Here is a 17,329-nt window from a genome sequence, read left to right on the forward strand (position 1 = left end):
ATTATGTAAACTAAAATGGTGTTGCAACTATGAAAAGCCCAGGGCTCTACATTATGCTCTGGGCTTGGTTTTTGTCAGGAATACTATTCGTACTTCATATTAAAAAGCTTTAACAAGAAAACGTATCTATTACATCTTGTGCATAAGCAGAATAATCGAATTGATTCGCAATGCTGTGTATTGGGTAATCTTCTTTTTCTTTAAGTTGACGAAAATCTGCAATACTTTGTCCGAATGCAACTCCTTCATCTGTTACTACTTTTAAAGGAGCTTTTTGATAAACAACTTTATTCCCATTGATCATAGCCCAAAAGGGGAGTAAATCATGAATGGGTACACCCTTTATAGGGACAGAAGATTTTTTCTGATAAAAAGCAAAATAATATTCAAACATAGGTGATAAAATGTTCCCTATCGCTTCGTTTTTACAGTTTTCACCCATATATTCAATCATAGATCTTGTAAACAATGCTTGGTTCGTAACATTTAAAGGGAATAACTTAACGTTGTCTGCTAATGTAAGTACAAGATTAGCTGCATAGGGATCTCCGTATATATTTGCCTCAGCAACAGGCGTTACATTACCAGGATAAAAAAAGGCACCACCCATAATAAAGATATCGTTCACAAGATCACTAACATCAGGATAGATAACAAAGAGAGTTGCTAATGAAGATAATCGACCAACATTAACGATGGTTATATCATTTTTATTTTCTAAGATTAAATCAATTGCTTTTTCGTTACTGTCGATGGTAAAGTCTTTAATGGACTGTGTATCAGGTTCCCAAGGACCAAGACCGTATTCCCCATGAATCTGAGGGAAGTATTCAGGATATACTCCAGTATAAGGGTGATAAGCTCCTTGAATAATGGCAAGTTTCCCTTCAGCTTGTGTCAGCGCACGAAGGAATAATGCGTTTTGTTCAGCATTTTTTCTCGGAATATTCCCATAACCTGTCACTACACCTAAAACCTCAATTTCTTCCTTGAAATTTGCGTAGAGTAAAGCAAATACATCATCCACCCCAAAGTCTCCAAAAAACAACACCTTTTTAGGCATACACAATCTCCTTTAACCAAAGACATATGCTCTTAGTCTATTTACATTTCTTTTCCAATATACATATGCTGCTCAAATTACTAAAATAAACCTATGTTCTCACTAAAACTTAGTAGCAACTCCGAATATAAATTAAAAAAAGAACAAAAAGATTAAATCCTACAGCCTATGATCCAATAAATCTATATTTCTATGAATCATTTGTATTTTCAGAAATTTATGATAAAATTATTTACAAATTGGTGAAAGCGCTGTCACATAATGAGGAGATGATGTATGACTGATCTAAAAGAACGAATCATTCAATCATCCTTAGAGTTATTTGAGAAACACGGATACCATGGTGTATCAATTAATCAAATTGTAGAACACTGTGGAGCATCTAAAGGAGGTTTTTATCACTATTTTCACTCTAAAGATGAACTCTTATATGTGATACATGATACGTTTATTACATATGTATTAGAGAAAGCCAATCAAGCAAAACAAACCTACAACAATCCAACTGAGAAACTACAAGCCATCATAGAATCCTTTGTAAAAGTATTTGACTTATACAAACCACACATTTCTGTATTCTATCAAGAAAGCACATATCTAAAGCCTGACTATGAAGAACTGATTAAGAAGAAACGAGATCAATTTAAACAAAACATATTTGAAGTACTACAAGAAGGGCAAGACAAAGGAGAATTTCGTTCCATACTACCAGTCGAAATTACAGGTATGGCTGTTCTAGGCATGGTGAACTGGACGTATAAATGGTATCGGAAAAATGGAGAGAAAGATATCGAGGAAATCTCTCATGTTTTTGTTGATTTAATTCTTCATTCTGTCCTTACTGGAGAAACCTTACAACAAGATCGTTATACTGATTTCTTTCTTCAAACAAAAATGAATAGTTAAGAAGTATTTTTTATTTGGTTAGCACCGACCAACCAGTCGGTATCTACAATATAAAGGAGAGAAACGATATGGATTTTTCTTTAACTAAGGAACAAGAAATGACAAGAAAGATGGTAAGAGATTTTGCTCAGGAGAAGATTGCTCCGCGTGCTGTAGAAATGGATATTAACTCTGAATTTCCAAAGGATATTTTCGATGAGATGGGTAAATTAGGACTTTTAGGTATTCCGTTCCCAGAGGAATATGGTGGCTCTGGTGGTGACACCGTAACTTACGCACTCGCTGTTGAGGAAATAGGTCGCGTTTGTGGTGGTACAGGGCTTAGTTATGCAGCCGCTGTTTCATTAGGTTCTAGTCCTATTTACTACTTTGGTACTGAGGAACAAAAACAAGAATGGCTAGTTCCACTGGCAAAAGGTGAAGGGCTGGCTGCATTCGGTTTAACAGAACCAAACGCTGGCTCTGATGCAGGGGGAACTCAAACGAAAGCCGTTCTTGACGGAGACGAATACGTCATTAATGGTGAAAAGTGCTGGATCACAAATGCAGAATACTCCCGTTCCATTACAGTGACAGCAGTAACAGGAAAAAATGAAAAAGGTAAAAATATTATCTCAGCATTTATCGTGCCTAAGGATACTCCAGGACTCACCATAAACAGTAATTATGACAAGATGGGTGTACGTGCATCGAATACTTGTGAAATTATATTGGAGGATGTTCGGGTACCAAAAGAGAATATTTTAGGGGACGAGAAAAAAGGCTTTAATCAGTTCCTTTACACATTAGATGGTGGACGTATCTCAATTGGCGCGCTAGCCGTTGGTATTGCTCAAGCATCTCTTGATAAAGCACTTGCTTATGCGAAAGAACGTAAGCAATTTGGTAAATCGATTTCAAATTTCCAGGCTATCCAGTTTAAGCTTGCAGATATGGCAATGGAAGTCGAACTTGCTCGTAATATGGTACTTAAAGCTGCATGGTTAAAAGACCAAGGAAAGAATTTCTCTAAAGAATCTGCTTATGCAAAGTTATTCGCATCTGAAACCGCTTTCCGTTCGGCGAACCAAGCAATTCAAATTCATGGTGGGTATGGATACATGCGTGAATATGAAGTTGAGCGTTACCTTAGAGATGCTAAACTACTTGAAATTGGTGAGGGTACGTCAGAAATTCAACGCCTTGTGATTAGCCGCCAACTAGGTTGCTAGAATTTTTTCTCGTTAGTTAAAAGTCCATTTTATAAGATTCCTTAGGAGGGTGCCGATGTCACTGTTACAGTTAACCGTTGGAGAGTTATTGGAAGAGAAAGTGCGTTTATATCCAGATCAAGAAGCGTTTGTCTATCCAGAACTAGGGTTACGTAAGACGTATCAGGAATTTGATGACATGGTAAATGAAGCTGCAAAAGGATTTATGGCTTTAGGAATTGAAAAAGGAGAGCATGTAGCGATTTGGTCAGATAACAAACCTGAATGGCTTATCTCTCAATTTGCAACAGGGAAAATGGGGGCCGTATTGGTCACAGTGAATACCAACTATCAGGCAAAAGAACTTGAGTATCTATTAAAGCAATCTGATGCTACAACGTTAATTTTAGCCGAAAGTTTTAAACAAACCTCTTACATTGAGGTTCTGCGTGAAGTTTGTCCAGAGATTGACTCCCATAGTAAAGGGAAACTTGAGGTTCAAAATCTACCATATTTAAAAAATATTATCGTATTGAGCGACGAGGAATATGAAAATATGTATTCCTGGCAAGAGGTCATCAATCAAGGTGAATCAATAAGTGATGATCAGCTAAAACAACGTCATCAAGAACTTAATTATAAAGACGTTATTAATATGCAATATACTTCTGGTACAACAGGGTTTCCTAAGGGAGTCATGCTATCCCATTACAACATTGTTAATAATGGAAATCAGGTTGCTGATTGTATGGAGCTTACAAACGAAGATCGCTTATGTATTCCAGTTCCATTCTTCCATTGTTTCGGATGTGTATTAGGTACGATGGCTGCAGTTTCCAAAGGGGCAACGATGGTCATACTTGAACAGTTTGATCCTGGGAAAGTCCTTCATGCAGTTGAACAAGAAAACTGCACAGGACTGCATGGTGTACCTACCATGTTTATTGCAGAACTAAATCATCCTGAGTTCAAAGAAAATGGGTATCCTCATCTGCGAACAGGAATCATGGCGGGTTCTACTTGCCCGATGGAGGTTATGAAAAACGTCATAGATAAAATGGGTGCTGAGGAGATCACTATTGCCTATGGACAGACTGAATCTTCACCAGTTATTACCCAAACAAGAACAGATGATCCAATTGAGCTACGTGTTAGCTCAGTAGGTAAAGCCCATCCAAATGTAGAGGTGAAAGTCATTGACCCTGCTACAAATGAAGAAGTACCTACGGGTGATCCAGGTGAGCTTTGTACAAGAGGTTATCTTGTAATGGAAGGCTATTATAAAAATAAAGAAGCTACTTACACAGCCATTGATGAAGAAGGGTGGCTTCATACAGGTGACATCGCAATGATGGATGAACAAGGTTATATTGAAATCACAGGTCGTATGAAAGATATGGTTATTCGTGGAGGGGAAAATATCTATCCACGCGAAGTAGAAGAGTTTTTGTATCAGCATGAGGATATTTTGGATGTTCAAGTCGTAGGAGTCCCAGATGAAAAGTACGGGGAAGAGCTCATGGCTTGGATCATTCCAAAAGATACGTCTTCAATAACAGAGGAAGATGTTTTTGCATTTTGTAAAGGACAAATATCTCATCACAAGATTCCACGCTATATTCGGTTTACGGATGAGTACCCAATGACAGCTAGTGGGAAAATCCAGAAGTTCAAATTACGAGAAGATGCAAAAAATACGATTCAATCGAAATAAGGAGCGTTTGTTATGTTTAACAAGATCTTGATTGCTAATAGAGGTGAAATTGCATCACGTATTATTCGTACTTGCAAAAAACTTGGCATTCAATCTGTAGCAGTCTATTCAGAACCTGATGCGGATAGCCCCTTTGTGAGTGAAGCCGATGAAAGCTACCCTCTTGGAGGCACTCGTGTTCATGAGAGCTATTTAAACATCGATAAGATCCTAGAAATTGCTAAAGAAGCTGGAGTTGAAGCCATTCACCCAGGATACGGTCTTTTAAGTGAAAATGGAGATTTCGCTAACCGAATAGAACAAGTGGGGATTACCTTTATTGGTCCTTCCCCTGAGGTTATGTCCAAAATGGGAAGTAAGGTAGAGGCCCGTCAAACGATGAAAGATGCAGGTGTACCTGTTATTCCAGGGACTGAATCCGCTGTAGCTGATGTGGATGAAGCCAAAAAAGCTGCTGAGGAGATTGGTTATCCCGTCATGCTTAAAGCATCATCTGGTGGCGGGGGAATCGGTATGCAAATTGTGCATGATGATGAAGAGTTAGCTAAGGCATTTGAAAGTAACTCGAAGCGAGCTCAAATGTTTTTCGGTGATGGAACCATGTTCTTAGAAAAGAAAATTGTCGATCCGCATCACGTTGAAATTCAGGTATTAGCTGATCAAGAAGGCAATACGATTCACTTGTTTGAACGCGAGTGTTCTATTCAACGCCGCCACCAAAAAGTTGTTGAAGAAGCACCGTCTCCTTTTATTTCTGAAGAGACTCGAAACAAGATGGGGAATGCAGCTGTTAAGGCAGCTAAAGCTATTGGTTACAAAAACGCAGGAACCATTGAGTTTTTGGTTGACGAAGGCCAAAACTTCTATTTCCTAGAAATGAACACTAGACTTCAAGTAGAGCATCCTGTAACAGAGGAAATCACGGGATTTGATCTTGTACATGAGCAACTTCGTATTGCCAATGGAGATTCTTTACGCTATAAGCAAGAAGAACTTACCATGCATGGTCACGCTATTGAAGTACGTGTTTATGCTGAGGATCCAAAAACGTTCTATCCCGCTCCAGGCCAAATGACAAATTTAGAACTTCCGCAAGGCGATTCTATTCGTCATGAAGTTGGCGTTCATAAAGAATCAATGGTTTCTCCTTTCTATGACCCTATGATCGCAAAGTGTATTACGTGGGCAGAAACTAGAGATGAAGCTATTGAAAACATGATTTATGCTCTTGAAAACTATACAATTGAAGGCATCAAGACGAATATTCCGATGCTCCTCGATGTCCTAAAACATGATGCATTTAAACAAGGTAATACAAACACACACTTTATTCAGTCTTACTTGAAGGAGGAAGCAAAATGATCGAAGTAAAAGCAAACATGGCAGGCAGTGTATGGAAAATTGTTGTTAAAGAAGGAGAAGAGGTAGAGGATGGTCAAGATCTCCTTATCTTAGAATCTATGAAAATGGAAATTCCAATTGCAACGGAAGATGATGGTACTGTTAAAGAATTAAAAGTGCAGGAAGGCGATTTCGTAAACGAAGGAGACGTTGTAGCGATCTTAGAATAGTCTTAGGAGGGATCACATGCAACTACCACACAACGTAACGATAAAAGAAGTCGGACCACGCGACGGTCTTCAAAATGAAAAAGAAATGATACCAACTGAAGATAAAATTGAATGGATTAATCATTTATCTAAAACGGGTTTATCTTATATTGAAATTTCATCTTTTGTTCACCCTAAGTGGATCCCTCAATTAGGAGATGCCCTAGAGGTAGCAAAAGGTATTAAGCGAAATCCTGAAGTAACCTATGCCACGCTTGTTCCAAACTTGAAAGGTTTGGAACGAGCGCTTGAGGCAGATGTTGATGAAGTTTCGATTTTCATGTCCGCTTCTGAGTCTCATAACAAAAAGAATATTAATAAGTCCATTGATGAAACATTCCCTGTTTTACAGGAAGTTGTCGAGGGTGCTAAAGCAGAGAATAAATCAGTCCGTGGTTATATCTCTACTGTATTTGGATGCCCATATGATGGCCAGGTACCTATAGAAAATGTTCAAAAGGTCTGTGATCAGTTATTTTCGATGGGGATTGATGAGCTTTCTATTGGTGACACAATCGGTGTAGCAAATCCGCTTCAGGTACAACATGTTCTCGAAACGTTGAGTAAGGACTTTCCCAAAGATCAATTAGCCTTACACTTTCACAATACAAGAGGAACAGCACTTGCTAACGTTCTTACTTCTTTACAACTAGGCTTTACTACGTTTGATAGTGCTCTAGGAGGACTAGGCGGATGCCCATACGCTAAAGGTGCATCAGGTAACCTAGCAACGGATGACCTACTTTATATGTTAAAGGAAATGAACATTAAAACCGGTATTAATCAGGATAAATTAATGCAAGCAGGTGCTTTTATACAGAAGAAGATGGATAAACCTTTACCAAGTCACCACATGCAAATTGCTTACAGAGGAGGCGATGTGACATGACTGAAACCGTACAGTATCAATTAATCGAAGAAAAAATAGCTCTAATCACCTTAGACCGTCCAGAAGCAGCGAACGCCTTTTCCCTACAATTGTTAGATGATTTAACAAGTGTAGTGGAACATGTAAATAAACAAAAGGATATACGCGCAACAATCATTACCGCTTCTGGAGATAAAGCTTTCTGTGCTGGTGCAGATTTAAAAGAACGTGCTGGCATGACGGATGATGAAGTGGTACAAACCGTACATAAGATTGGTCAAACGGTACATGCGGTTGAAAACATTAAAAGCCCAGTCATTTGTGCACTTAATGGTGTAGCATTTGGAGGTGGATTAGAGCTTGCTCTAGCATGTGACCTTCGAGTAGCCGCTGATCATGCTAAATTTGGACTTACTGAAACCTCATTAGGAATCATTCCAGGCGCAGGAGGAACACAACGTCTCCCTAGATTAATAGGACTCGGCAAAGCCAAAGAAATGATATACGCCGCTAAGCGAGTGAATGCCGAAGACGCGTTCACTATAGGCTTAGTTGAACGTATTGCCTCATCACAATCCCTATTAGATGAAGCACTAGAATTAGCACGTTCGATCGCATCAAATGCGCCAGTTGCCTTACGACAAGCCAAGCAAGCGATTAACAAAGGCTTTCATGTCGATTTGGAAACAGGTCTACAAATTGAATCTATGAGTTATGCCGTTACGATCCCTACTGAAGATCGTTTAGAAGGCTTAAAAGCATTTAAAGAAAAGCGAAAGCCGGAATATAAAGGTCAGTAAAGATTTAAAGGAGGTATTAGGATGTCAGTTGATCAAACGTTAGAACAAGCATTTAAAGAACGCGTTGAAAAAATTAAAAGAGGCGGCGGTGAAAAATACCATAAAAAGAATGAAGAAAAGGGTAAACTTTTCGCACGTAAACGCCTTGAGCTTCTTTTTGATGATGGCGTTGAAATTGAAGATGCCTTCTTTGCCAATAACCAAGCAGAAGGTCTACCTGCTGATGGTGTTGTAACAGGTATGGGGAAAATTAATGGTGAAACGGTCTGTGTTATGGCCAACGACTCTACAGTAAAAGCAGGTTCCTGGGGAGCAAGAACTGTAGAAAAAATTATTCGTATTCAAGAAACCGCTCTCAAACTTGAGGTACCCATGCTTTATCTTGTCGACTCTGCAGGTGCACGTATTACAGATCAAATTGAAATGTTCCCTAACCGCCGTGGTGCAGGACGCATTTTCTATAATCAAGTCAAACTATCTGGTCGCGTACCTCAAATTTGTCTCCTATTTGGTCCATCTGCAGCGGGTGGTGCTTACATCCCAGCCTTCTGTGACATTGTAGTCATGGTGGATGGAAACGCATCGATGTATCTTGGATCCCCTCGTATGGCTGAGAAAGTTATTGGGGAAAAAGTAAGCCTTGAAGAAATGGGTGGAGCAAGGATGCATTGCTCTGAATCAGGTTGTGGAGACGTACTAGCGAAGTCAGAAGAGGAAGCGATTGAGTATGCTCGTAAATACTTAACCTACTTCCCTCAAAACTATAAAGAAAAGCCAAAAACCTATGAAGCTCATCCAATCAAACCTCATGATAAATCGATTGAAGAGCTGATTCCAGAGAACCAAAACGCTCCTTTCAACATGTATGACTTTATTGATCGTTTAATTGACGAAGATTCCTTTTGTGAAATTAAACGACGTTTTGCAAAAGAATTGATCACAGGGTTAGCACGTATAAATGGTAAACCTGTTGGAATTATCGCTAATCAGCCAAAACAAAAAGGTGGCGTATTATTCCACGACTCTGCGGATAAGGCAGCGAAGTTTATCAATCTATGTGATGCTTTCCATATTCCGCTTCTATTCCTTGCTGATATACCAGGATTCATGATCGGTACGCGTGTGGAAAAAGCAGGCATTATTCGTCACGGAGCCAAAATGATCTCCGCTATGAGTGAAGCATCAGTACCTAAGATCTCCGTTGTTGTACGTAAAGCCTATGGTGCAGGTCTATATGCTATGGCAGGTCCGGCATTTGAACCAGATTGCTGTATAGCCCTCCCAAGTGCGCAAATTGCAGTAATGGGTCCAGAAGCAGCTGTAAACGCTGTTTATGCGAATAAAATTGCTGAATTACCTGAGGAAGAGCGTCCACAATTCATAAAAGAGAAGCAAGAAGAATATAAAGAAAATATCGATATCTATCGTTTAGCATCTGAAATGATTGTGGATGATATTGTCGAACCAGCTCAATTACGTGATCAACTCATCAAACGTTACGAAATGTATGAATCGAAAAATCTTACATTCACTGAGCGGAAGCATGGTGTCTATCCGGTATAACAACATCAAGTAGAAAAACCCGTGTGCTTATCCATGCGGGTTTTCCACGTTAAAAAGAAAGCACGAGGAAGAGATAGGGGGAAACAGAATGACAGATGCCAAACAACGGGTTCAAGAGACATTCAGCAAAAATGCAGAGAAATATGTGACAAGTAATACCCATGCGAAAGGAAAAGATTTAGCCTTAATGGTTGAATGGTCTGAACCTAACAGCGACTGGATATCTTTAGACATTGCTACTGGAGGCGGCCATGTTGCCAAGACCTTTTCTCCACACGTAAACAAAGTAGTAGCAAGTGATCTAACAAAAGAAATGCTTGAAAACACAGCTTCTCACTTAGGAGAATACAAGAATATTTCTTATGAAGTAGCGGATGCAGAACAGCTTCCTTTTTCAGATCAATCTTTTGACCTTATAACATGTCGAATAGCATCACATCATTTTCCGAATCCAAAAAGTTTTATACGCGAAGTAAGTCGTGTATTGAAACAAGACGGTAAATTTATTATGATCGATAACGTTGCTCCTGAAGAAACAGAACTAGCAGACTTTATGAACACATTAGAAAATATGAGGGATACAAGTCATGTTCGATGTTTACCCGTTTCTGAATGGCAAAAGCTTTGTAAGAAGTATCATTTGCATGTGTTAAAAAGTCGAACACGGAAAAAGACGTTTGATTTTCATGATTGGGTGAATCGTACAGTAGAGGATGAATCTACGAAACAGAAGGTATCTTCTTACTTGAGAGATGCTGACCCTACAATGAAAGATTATTTTCAAATAAAAGAAACACCAGAAGACATCGAAGCATTCTCCATTGATGAATGGATGGTGTTATGCGAGAAATTACCAACAACGTAACGAACTAAACAGGCAGGTGTACACACATGAAACTAAGCGATATATTAGGTGACATTGAATATGAAGTGGTATGGGGAGATATTGAAGTGCCAATTGATTGTATTTCTTATCACTCAGACAAAATGAAACAAGACTCTCTGTTTGTTTGTGTAGAAGGGTCTAAGCATGACGGCCACGATTATATTGCTCAAGCAGTCATGAAAGGTAGTAGAGCTATAATCGTGGAGAAAAAAGTAGCCTTAGAGTTTATTCCAAAGGGTTGTACAGTCGTGCAAGTAAATAATACCCGTAAACTCTTACCGTTCATAGCTAGCCGTTTTTATGATAATCCTTCAGAGTCTTTCAATCTAGTAGGTGTTACAGGTACAAATGGTAAAACATCCGTCACACACATGATCTCTTTTATTCTAAGCTACGCAGATCGACATGTAGGGAGTATTGGAACTCTCGGAGATCAGATGAATCAAGAAGTAATTGATACCACAAGGACCACACCTACAACACCAGAGGCCTTTGATTTACAACAAGTCTTTGGCCATATGAGAGATCGAGGTGTGACAGATGTGGTAATGGAGGTCTCTTCAATGGGACTTGAACTTCATCGTGTGGATAGCTGTGACTTCACGGTTGGGATCTTTACCAATCTATCTCCTGAACATCTAGACGACCATGTTACATTCGAACGATATAAAGAAGCCAAACTAAAGCTCTTTTCACTAGCTCCACATTCAGTTATCAATGCGGATGACGCACATGCGGAGGATTTTATTCAGGCTTCTAAAGGAGATTGTCAAACCTATGGCATTGACAACCTTGATGCTGATTGGGTTGCAAAAGACGTTTCTGTTCAAGTGAATGGTGTAACGTTTACCCTTGTTGGGCATGATGTTCATACAGAAGTCACTATTCCTATACCAGGTCGCTTTACTGTGTACAATGCTTTAGCTGCTATAAGCACTTGCCTATCTCTTGATGTTCCGCTTCAAACGATTCTTGATGCGTTAAAAGAAATAAAGGGTCCAGATGGTCGCTTGCAAACCATTCAATCTCCTGAGGGATATACCATTATGGTGGATTATGCTCATACTCCTGATGCACTAGACAATGTATTATCAAATCTGAAACCTTATACAGCAGGAAAACTGATTCTGGTTTTCGGTTGTGGTGGCGACAGAGATGAAGCTAAACGTCCACGTATGGGTGAAATCGCAAGTAAATGGTGTGACCACATTATTTTGACCTCAGATAATCCAAGAAAAGAAGAACCGATGTCGATTATAAAAGATATTGAAAAGGGCATAGGGATGATCAAAGAATACGATATCATCGAAGACCGCGAAAAAGCCATTCAATATGCCATGAAGAATGCAGAGAAAGAAGATATCATTCTCATCGCTGGTAAAGGAAATGAAACCTACCAAATTGTTGGGGAGGAAAAGCTACCTTTCAGTGATGTTCAAGTGGTAAAAGAAAATCTGTAAGCTATTTAGGAGGGAACGCGTAACGTGAACTCAAGGCAAATGATCTTTGTTGGACTCTCGGTATTCATAGGCGTTTATTTCGCCATGAGAGGCTTTGATTTGATTCAATTGTATGATTCAATGGAAGGAAAAACAGAATCTTTTCGTTTCTTAGTATTTACCATCACAGATCAACTGACCAAACAAACCGTTCCCCTAATCGCCGCACTTCTTATTGGAGTAGGGTTTCTATGTATTATCATTCCAATCATTCTAATGTATAAGAAGCGGAAGACATTAAAGCATGAACCATATAGGGAAAGTACATCTTAATACGTAATAAAAAGCAGAATCTGTAGTTAGATCTGCTTTTTTTATTTTGCCTGTTAATCTTTATAGATAAAATGGATTACTTTCATTGTAAGATTATATATTTAATAATTAGAAAATAGCCAGGGCTTAAATACAGGCCCTGGCTTCTTTTTTAATTATGTTGTTCTTGTTTTCCTAATTCTCGTATTTTATCAACTGTCTCTGGATTTTCTAATGCAGATAAATCTCCTGCATCTTCATTTAGGTACGCGGAACGAATGACACGTCTCATAACTTTAGCATTTCGGGTTTTAGGTAGATCCTCCACAAAGTGTAAATGTTTTAATGCTAAAGCTTTACCCAATACATCTACAGCATGCTTAAGAATGGAGGACTTTAATTCTTCTGAAGCGGTATAATTAGGTTTTAAAACGACAAAACCAACTGGTGTTTCACCTTTTACATCATGAGGGATACCAATTACCCCAGCTTCAATGACTGCGTCATGATCGACAAGTACGGATTCAATTTCAGCTGGCCCAGTTCGTTTCCCAGCTACATTTAACGTATCATCAGAACGACCTGTAATCGTATAATAACCTTCGTCATCATGGATCACCCAATCTCCATGAACCCAAGTATCTGGCCAACGATTCCAGTATGTGTTTTCATAACGCTCATTTTCTTTGTAAAAGCCATTTGTCATTCCTACCCATGGCTTTGTAATGACTAACTCTCCCACTTCATTTTTAATGGATGTTGCCTGTTTATCATATACGTGTACATCCATACCAGGAATAGCAGCATTAAAGGTTACAGGACTAATTGGTTTTGTTAATACATTCGTAAATATCCCACCAGAGATTTCAGTTCCGCCTGAATAATTAATAATTGGAATTTGTGAGTTCCCTACATCTTCAAACAACCACATCCATGGCTCATGGTTCCATGGTTCACCTGAAGAACCAAAGGCTTTTAATGAAGAGATATCATGCTTATTTACCCAAGATGATCCATGCTTCATAAGAGTGCGAACAAGGGTTGGAGCAATTCCTAAATGCGTTACTTGGTGTTGTTCTACTAATTGCCATAAGCGATCCGGGTTAGGATAGTCAGGGGTTCCTTCAAACATGACGATACTTGAACCGTTTACTAATCCACCATATACAAGGAAGGGACCCATCATCCAACCCATATCTGTGTACCAAAAAAGGGTATCTTCCTGTTTCACATCCATCATGACGCCAGCATCAAAGGCAGATTTAATCGGAAAGCCTGCATGCGTATGAAGGGTTCCTTTTGGTTTACCTGTCGTACCTGATGTATAAATAATCATAAAGGGATCATCAGCATTCGTTTCAAGTGTTTTAAGGTCATTTATAGGCTTGCGAATGTGGTCCCAATCTACATCACGTTCGTTATTCCATGCAATATCTCGCCCTGTTCGTTTAACTACGATGACTTTTTCAATAGAGGAGGATTTAGAAGCGGCTTTATCTGCTTCTTCCTTCATAGGTATTGTTTTACCTTTGCGGTGAAAACCGTCTGCTGTAATAAGGTATTTGGACTCAGCAGCGTTAATACGTGTAGCCACGGCATCTGCTTTATAACCTGAGAAAGCAGGGGAGAAGATTGCTCCTATTTTTGAAGCGGCTAGCATAGCAAATAACGTTTCAGGTAACATCGGCATATAAATTGTAATAATATCACCTTGTTGAATTCCTAATTGCTGAAATCCTGCTGCTGTTTGATTCACTTCATCTTGGAGCTCTTTATAGGTGAAAGTTCGTGTTTCACCATCATCACTTTCCCAAATAAGGGCTGTTTTATTAGCCTTATCATTTCGCTTAGCCCATTTGTCTACTGCATTATGTGTAACATTCATTTTACCGTTAACAAACCAATTTGGATATTTTACACCTTTGGACAAATCCAGGGTTTTATCATAGTCTTGAAACCATTCGATCCCAAGTTCTTCAACGGCTTTATCCCAAAACCATTCTAAATCATCAATAGACTTTTCGTGGAACCTATCATAGTCTGAGAAACCTAGTGATTTCATCCATTGATAAAGTCGTGTAGAATCAATATAAGATTGCGATGGATACCAAACTGCTTGCTGTGACATTGAAAGACCTCCCATAAAAGTACATAAATTTTCAGAATGTTCTACATCCTATTATACAATTTATGTGAAAGCGCTTCAAAAATTATAGTGACTAGAATAAAAGGATAAGGAGAGATGAACAAAATGGAGTATCATTTCACACCTAAAATTCAAAAGCAACTGGATGTCTTACAAAACATTGAACAGGGGCCTATTTATCCGTATCAGCTTTTTGCTAACTTGCTATATGAACCTACTGGTGTATGTGTCGAAGTGCTTATTTATATGATTCAGCATCTTGGTAAGGAAAAAATGTATTATTTCAAAGAATCTGGTGATCAGTTACGTGAAGAAGAAGCGGCTTATAGTATGGGGGAATTGACCGTTTCAGAATCGATGAAAATGGTTTTGTCAGAAGCGGATAAAAGGAGGAAGCGGTATAATCAAAGTTTTATTACCGAGGGCCACATATTCCATGCCATGTTAACAAAGGACCCAATTGTAGCTAAGTTAATTCCAGCATCTTTACGAGAAGATATTCGTTCTTTTACAAGCGTTCCAAGGGATATGACTGTAAATCTACGTCACTATGAAATGCCTAAAGTAATGTTGGAAGATGGAATTACAATTATGAGAGCAACAGTAAAAGATCGGGAAGAGTTGGTACGATTTATATCAGAAGGGTTTGGAGATCCGTGGGTGAAGACTATACAGATCGCATTAGAAGAGGATCATCCACCACTTTATATTGCAAGGAAAGAAGAAGAACTAATCGGATTTGCTTGCTATGATTCTGTACGTCATCAGAAGGGGGTATATGGACCAATGGGAACCTCTCCTAAAGTACGTACAAAAGGAGTGGGCTACGCACTTTTACATACTTGCCTAGAAGAAATGAAACAGAAAGGCTACGAGTATGCCATTCTAGGAGAGGCAGGTCCAATAGAATATTATGAACGAGCTTGTGGAGCAAAGTTAATACCGATAGATTGACTATTGATAGACTTCTTTCATAATTTTATTCAAAATATGAATCTGTTCATCGAAAAGCATTTTGTAATGTTTCTTCAGAACTTCAAATTCTTCTTCACCTTTAGGCGTAACACGATACCAATACACTTTCTGGCGTTTCTTTTCATGAGATTTGTAATCCTCAGTACGGTGAAGCAGACCTTCCTCATGCATATCATGAAGCGTATCAAGAAGAGTAGAAGGTGCAGGCTGCCAGTTTCCTGTGAGCTTACTAAATTCTTCTTTAAAGTGCTCGCTAATCATAGAGTTGCGCTTATGAAGCAGGTGAAGAATATAAAACTTTGTAAATTGAGCCGCAGACATATTCAGAGCAAACTTTTTCGGATTGTTTTTATGAGACATGGAAAGTTCACCTCGCATTGGTATATATTCTTTCAATTACCAATTCTATCACATTTGAACTTAGTAGTAACTCAGAAAGCCTTTTTGAAAGGATAAAATGCCAAAAATACGGGGTCGAGAACAAATGTTCTGTTGTTCGTTGGAAGCATTTATTATAAAGCTTAAAGGACAGCTTTTTAGGAATAATAAAAATACGGAAACAATAATTGAGTCAATCTTTATGATCTTGTAGAATAGCTACGGAAGCAAAACTGAATAGAAAAGGTGTTTTTGAATATGCAATCAACGATCGTTATAGGCGCTGGAATTCTTGGTGCATCTACTGCTTATCACTTAGCCAAAGAGGGTGTAAACGTGACATTAGTAGATCGAAAAGATACAGGCCAAGCTACAGAAGCTGCTGCTGGAATCGTATGTCCATGGCTTACCCAGCGACGCAACAAACCATGGTATCGCTTAGTAAAAGGCGGAGCGAAATATTATCCAACCTTAATCCAAGAGTTAGAGGATCAAGGAGAGACTGAAACCGGATATGCTCGCGTTGGTGCCATTAATATATTTGATACTGATGAAAAACTAGAAAAGAAGATGGAAATTGCACGTCAGAGACTTGAAACGGCTCCTGAAATGGGGGAAGTAACAAAGCTTTCTGCAGAAGAAACGAAAAAGTTATTTCCTGTATTATCTGATGAGTACGGTGCTGTTCATATAAGTGGTGGTGCACGAGTGAACGGAAGGGAATTACGAGATGCTCTCATCCGTGGTGCTAAAAAGAACGGTGCTACTTTTATAGAACAAGATACTTCACTCATTTTTGAAGGCTCTACCGTAACTGGTGTGAAGATCAATGGGGAAGATCACTTTGCTGATCAAGTCATCGTAACAGGAGGAGCTTGGTCTAAAGAGCTTTTAGAACCTATGGGAATGAACTTTCAGGTTCGACCACAGAAAGCACAAATCGTTCATTTACAGATGCCAAACACCGATACGAGTCATTGGCCTGTGCTCATGCCACCTTATAACAAATACATGCTTACGTTTAATGACGGAAAAGTTGTAGTTGGTGCTACACATGAGGATGAAGCAGGGTTCGATAACCGAGTAACAGCTGAAGCCATTCATGAAATCTTGGATAAAGCCTTTAAAGTGGCTCCTGGTTTAGCTGAAAGTACCTATGTAGAAACGAAGGTGGGATTTAGACCATTTACACCAGGCTTTTTACCAATTGTAGGTGCTGTACCCGAAACAAAAGGTCTTTACGTCGCAAATGGCCTTGGTGCATCCGGCTTAACAAGTGGACCATACTTAGGCGCACAGTTAGCTCAACACGTTATGGGGCAAGAAACTGAACTCGACTTAAATGATTATGATGTCTCCACAGCATTTGATTCAGATAAAGCATAAAGGATTGTCTAATGGTGGCTGAGCATGTATAATTCGTTCAGTCGCCTGAAGACAAACATATAAAACTTTAAATACTGGATATTTTGTATTATT

General features: G+C 39.0%; 16 protein-coding genes. 13 read left to right on the top strand and 3 right to left on the bottom strand.

Annotation, left to right across the window (positions count from 1 at the left end; genetic code table 11):
• Window positions 1-109: 109 nt before the first annotated feature.
• On the bottom strand, window positions 110-1,063 hold the full coding sequence (locus H514_RS0103460) for a nucleoside hydrolase (RefSeq protein ID WP_027445691.1): 954 nt from the start codon (window positions 1,061-1,063) through the stop codon (window positions 110-112).
• Window positions 1,064-1,339: 276 nt separating this feature from the next.
• Here H514_RS0103460 and H514_RS0103465 point away from each other — a divergent pair, with 276 nt between their 5' ends.
• The 11 genes from H514_RS0103465 (at window position 1,340) to H514_RS0103515 (ending at window position 12,372) form a co-directional block, all read left to right on the top strand.
• Window positions 1,340-1,969 carry a TetR/AcrR family transcriptional regulator gene (locus H514_RS0103465; protein WP_027445692.1) on the top strand — a complete coding sequence of 210 codons (630 nt, stop codon included), beginning with the start codon at window positions 1,340-1,342 and terminating at the stop codon, window positions 1,967-1,969.
• Window positions 1,970-2,037: 68 nt separating this feature from the next.
• Window positions 2,038-3,180, top strand: coding sequence for an acyl-CoA dehydrogenase (locus H514_RS0103470; RefSeq protein WP_027445693.1), 1,143 nt, complete (start codon window positions 2,038-2,040; stop codon window positions 3,178-3,180).
• A gap of 55 nt (window positions 3,181-3,235) precedes the next feature.
• Window positions 3,236-4,873 (top strand): AMP-binding protein, encoded by a 1,638-nt coding sequence (locus H514_RS0103475; protein ID WP_027445694.1) that lies wholly within the window; start codon window positions 3,236-3,238, stop codon window positions 4,871-4,873.
• 12 nt (window positions 4,874-4,885) lie between these two features.
• A complete protein-coding gene (locus tag H514_RS0103480; RefSeq protein WP_027445695.1) occupies window positions 4,886-6,235 on the top strand; it encodes an acetyl-CoA carboxylase biotin carboxylase subunit in 1,350 nt (449 codons plus the stop codon).
• Window positions 6,232-6,444 (top strand): acetyl-CoA carboxylase biotin carboxyl carrier protein subunit, encoded by a 213-nt coding sequence (locus tag H514_RS0103485; RefSeq protein WP_027445696.1) that lies wholly within the window; start codon window positions 6,232-6,234, stop codon window positions 6,442-6,444. The genes H514_RS0103480 and H514_RS0103485 overlap by 4 nt, the downstream gene beginning before the upstream one ends.
• Window positions 6,445-6,460: 16 nt before the next feature.
• The gene (locus tag H514_RS0103490) at window positions 6,461-7,372 is read left to right on the top strand and encodes a hydroxymethylglutaryl-CoA lyase (RefSeq protein WP_027445697.1); all 912 of its coding nucleotides are present in this window, start codon (window positions 6,461-6,463) and stop codon (window positions 7,370-7,372) included.
• A complete protein-coding gene (locus tag H514_RS0103495) occupies window positions 7,369-8,151 on the top strand; it encodes an enoyl-CoA hydratase (protein ID WP_027445698.1) in 783 nt (260 codons plus the stop codon). Before H514_RS0103490 ends, H514_RS0103495 begins: the two co-directional genes overlap by 4 nt.
• Window positions 8,152-8,172: 21 nt before the next feature.
• On the top strand, window positions 8,173-9,714 hold the full coding sequence (locus H514_RS0103500) for an acyl-CoA carboxylase subunit beta (RefSeq protein ID WP_027445699.1): 1,542 nt from the start codon (window positions 8,173-8,175) through the stop codon (window positions 9,712-9,714).
• An 88-nt stretch (window positions 9,715-9,802) separates the two neighbouring features.
• Complete coding sequence (locus tag H514_RS0103505) at window positions 9,803-10,579, top strand: class I SAM-dependent methyltransferase (RefSeq protein WP_027445700.1); 777 nt, start codon at window positions 9,803-9,805, stop codon at window positions 10,577-10,579.
• Between the two features lie 26 nt (window positions 10,580-10,605).
• Entirely contained in the window at window positions 10,606-12,060 is a 1,455-nt protein-coding gene (locus H514_RS0103510) for a UDP-N-acetylmuramoyl-L-alanyl-D-glutamate--2,6-diaminopimelate ligase (protein ID WP_027445701.1), read from the top strand.
• Window positions 12,061-12,084: 24 nt separating this feature from the next.
• The gene (locus tag H514_RS0103515; RefSeq protein ID WP_154657311.1) at window positions 12,085-12,372 is read left to right on the top strand and encodes a hypothetical protein; all 288 of its coding nucleotides are present in this window, start codon (window positions 12,085-12,087) and stop codon (window positions 12,370-12,372) included.
• A 151-nt stretch (window positions 12,373-12,523) separates the two neighbouring features.
• On the opposite strand, the gene H514_RS0103520 is transcribed toward H514_RS0103515, so the two are convergent.
• Complete coding sequence (locus tag H514_RS0103520; protein WP_027445703.1) at window positions 12,524-14,479, bottom strand: AMP-binding protein; 1,956 nt, start codon at window positions 14,477-14,479, stop codon at window positions 12,524-12,526.
• Between the two features lie 123 nt (window positions 14,480-14,602).
• On the opposite strand from H514_RS0103520, the gene H514_RS0103525 reads away from it, so the two are divergent.
• Entirely contained in the window at window positions 14,603-15,451 is an 849-nt protein-coding gene (locus H514_RS0103525) for a GNAT family N-acetyltransferase (RefSeq protein WP_036841631.1), read from the top strand.
• Here the strand turns inward: H514_RS0103525 and H514_RS0103530 are convergent, their stop codons facing one another.
• Complete coding sequence (locus tag H514_RS0103530; protein ID WP_027445705.1) at window positions 15,452-15,832, bottom strand: PadR family transcriptional regulator; 381 nt, start codon at window positions 15,830-15,832, stop codon at window positions 15,452-15,454.
• A 276-nt stretch (window positions 15,833-16,108) separates the two neighbouring features.
• Between H514_RS0103530 and H514_RS0103535 the strand changes: the two genes are divergently transcribed.
• Window positions 16,109-17,236 (top strand): NAD(P)/FAD-dependent oxidoreductase, encoded by a 1,128-nt coding sequence (locus H514_RS0103535; RefSeq protein ID WP_027445706.1) that lies wholly within the window; start codon window positions 16,109-16,111, stop codon window positions 17,234-17,236.
• The last annotated feature ends 93 nt before the right edge of the window (window positions 17,237-17,329 follow it).

The organism is Pontibacillus marinus BH030004 = DSM 16465, assembly GCF_000425225.1.
In the GTDB taxonomy this organism is placed as follows: domain Bacteria; phylum Bacillota; class Bacilli; order Bacillales; family BH030062; genus Pontibacillus; species Pontibacillus marinus.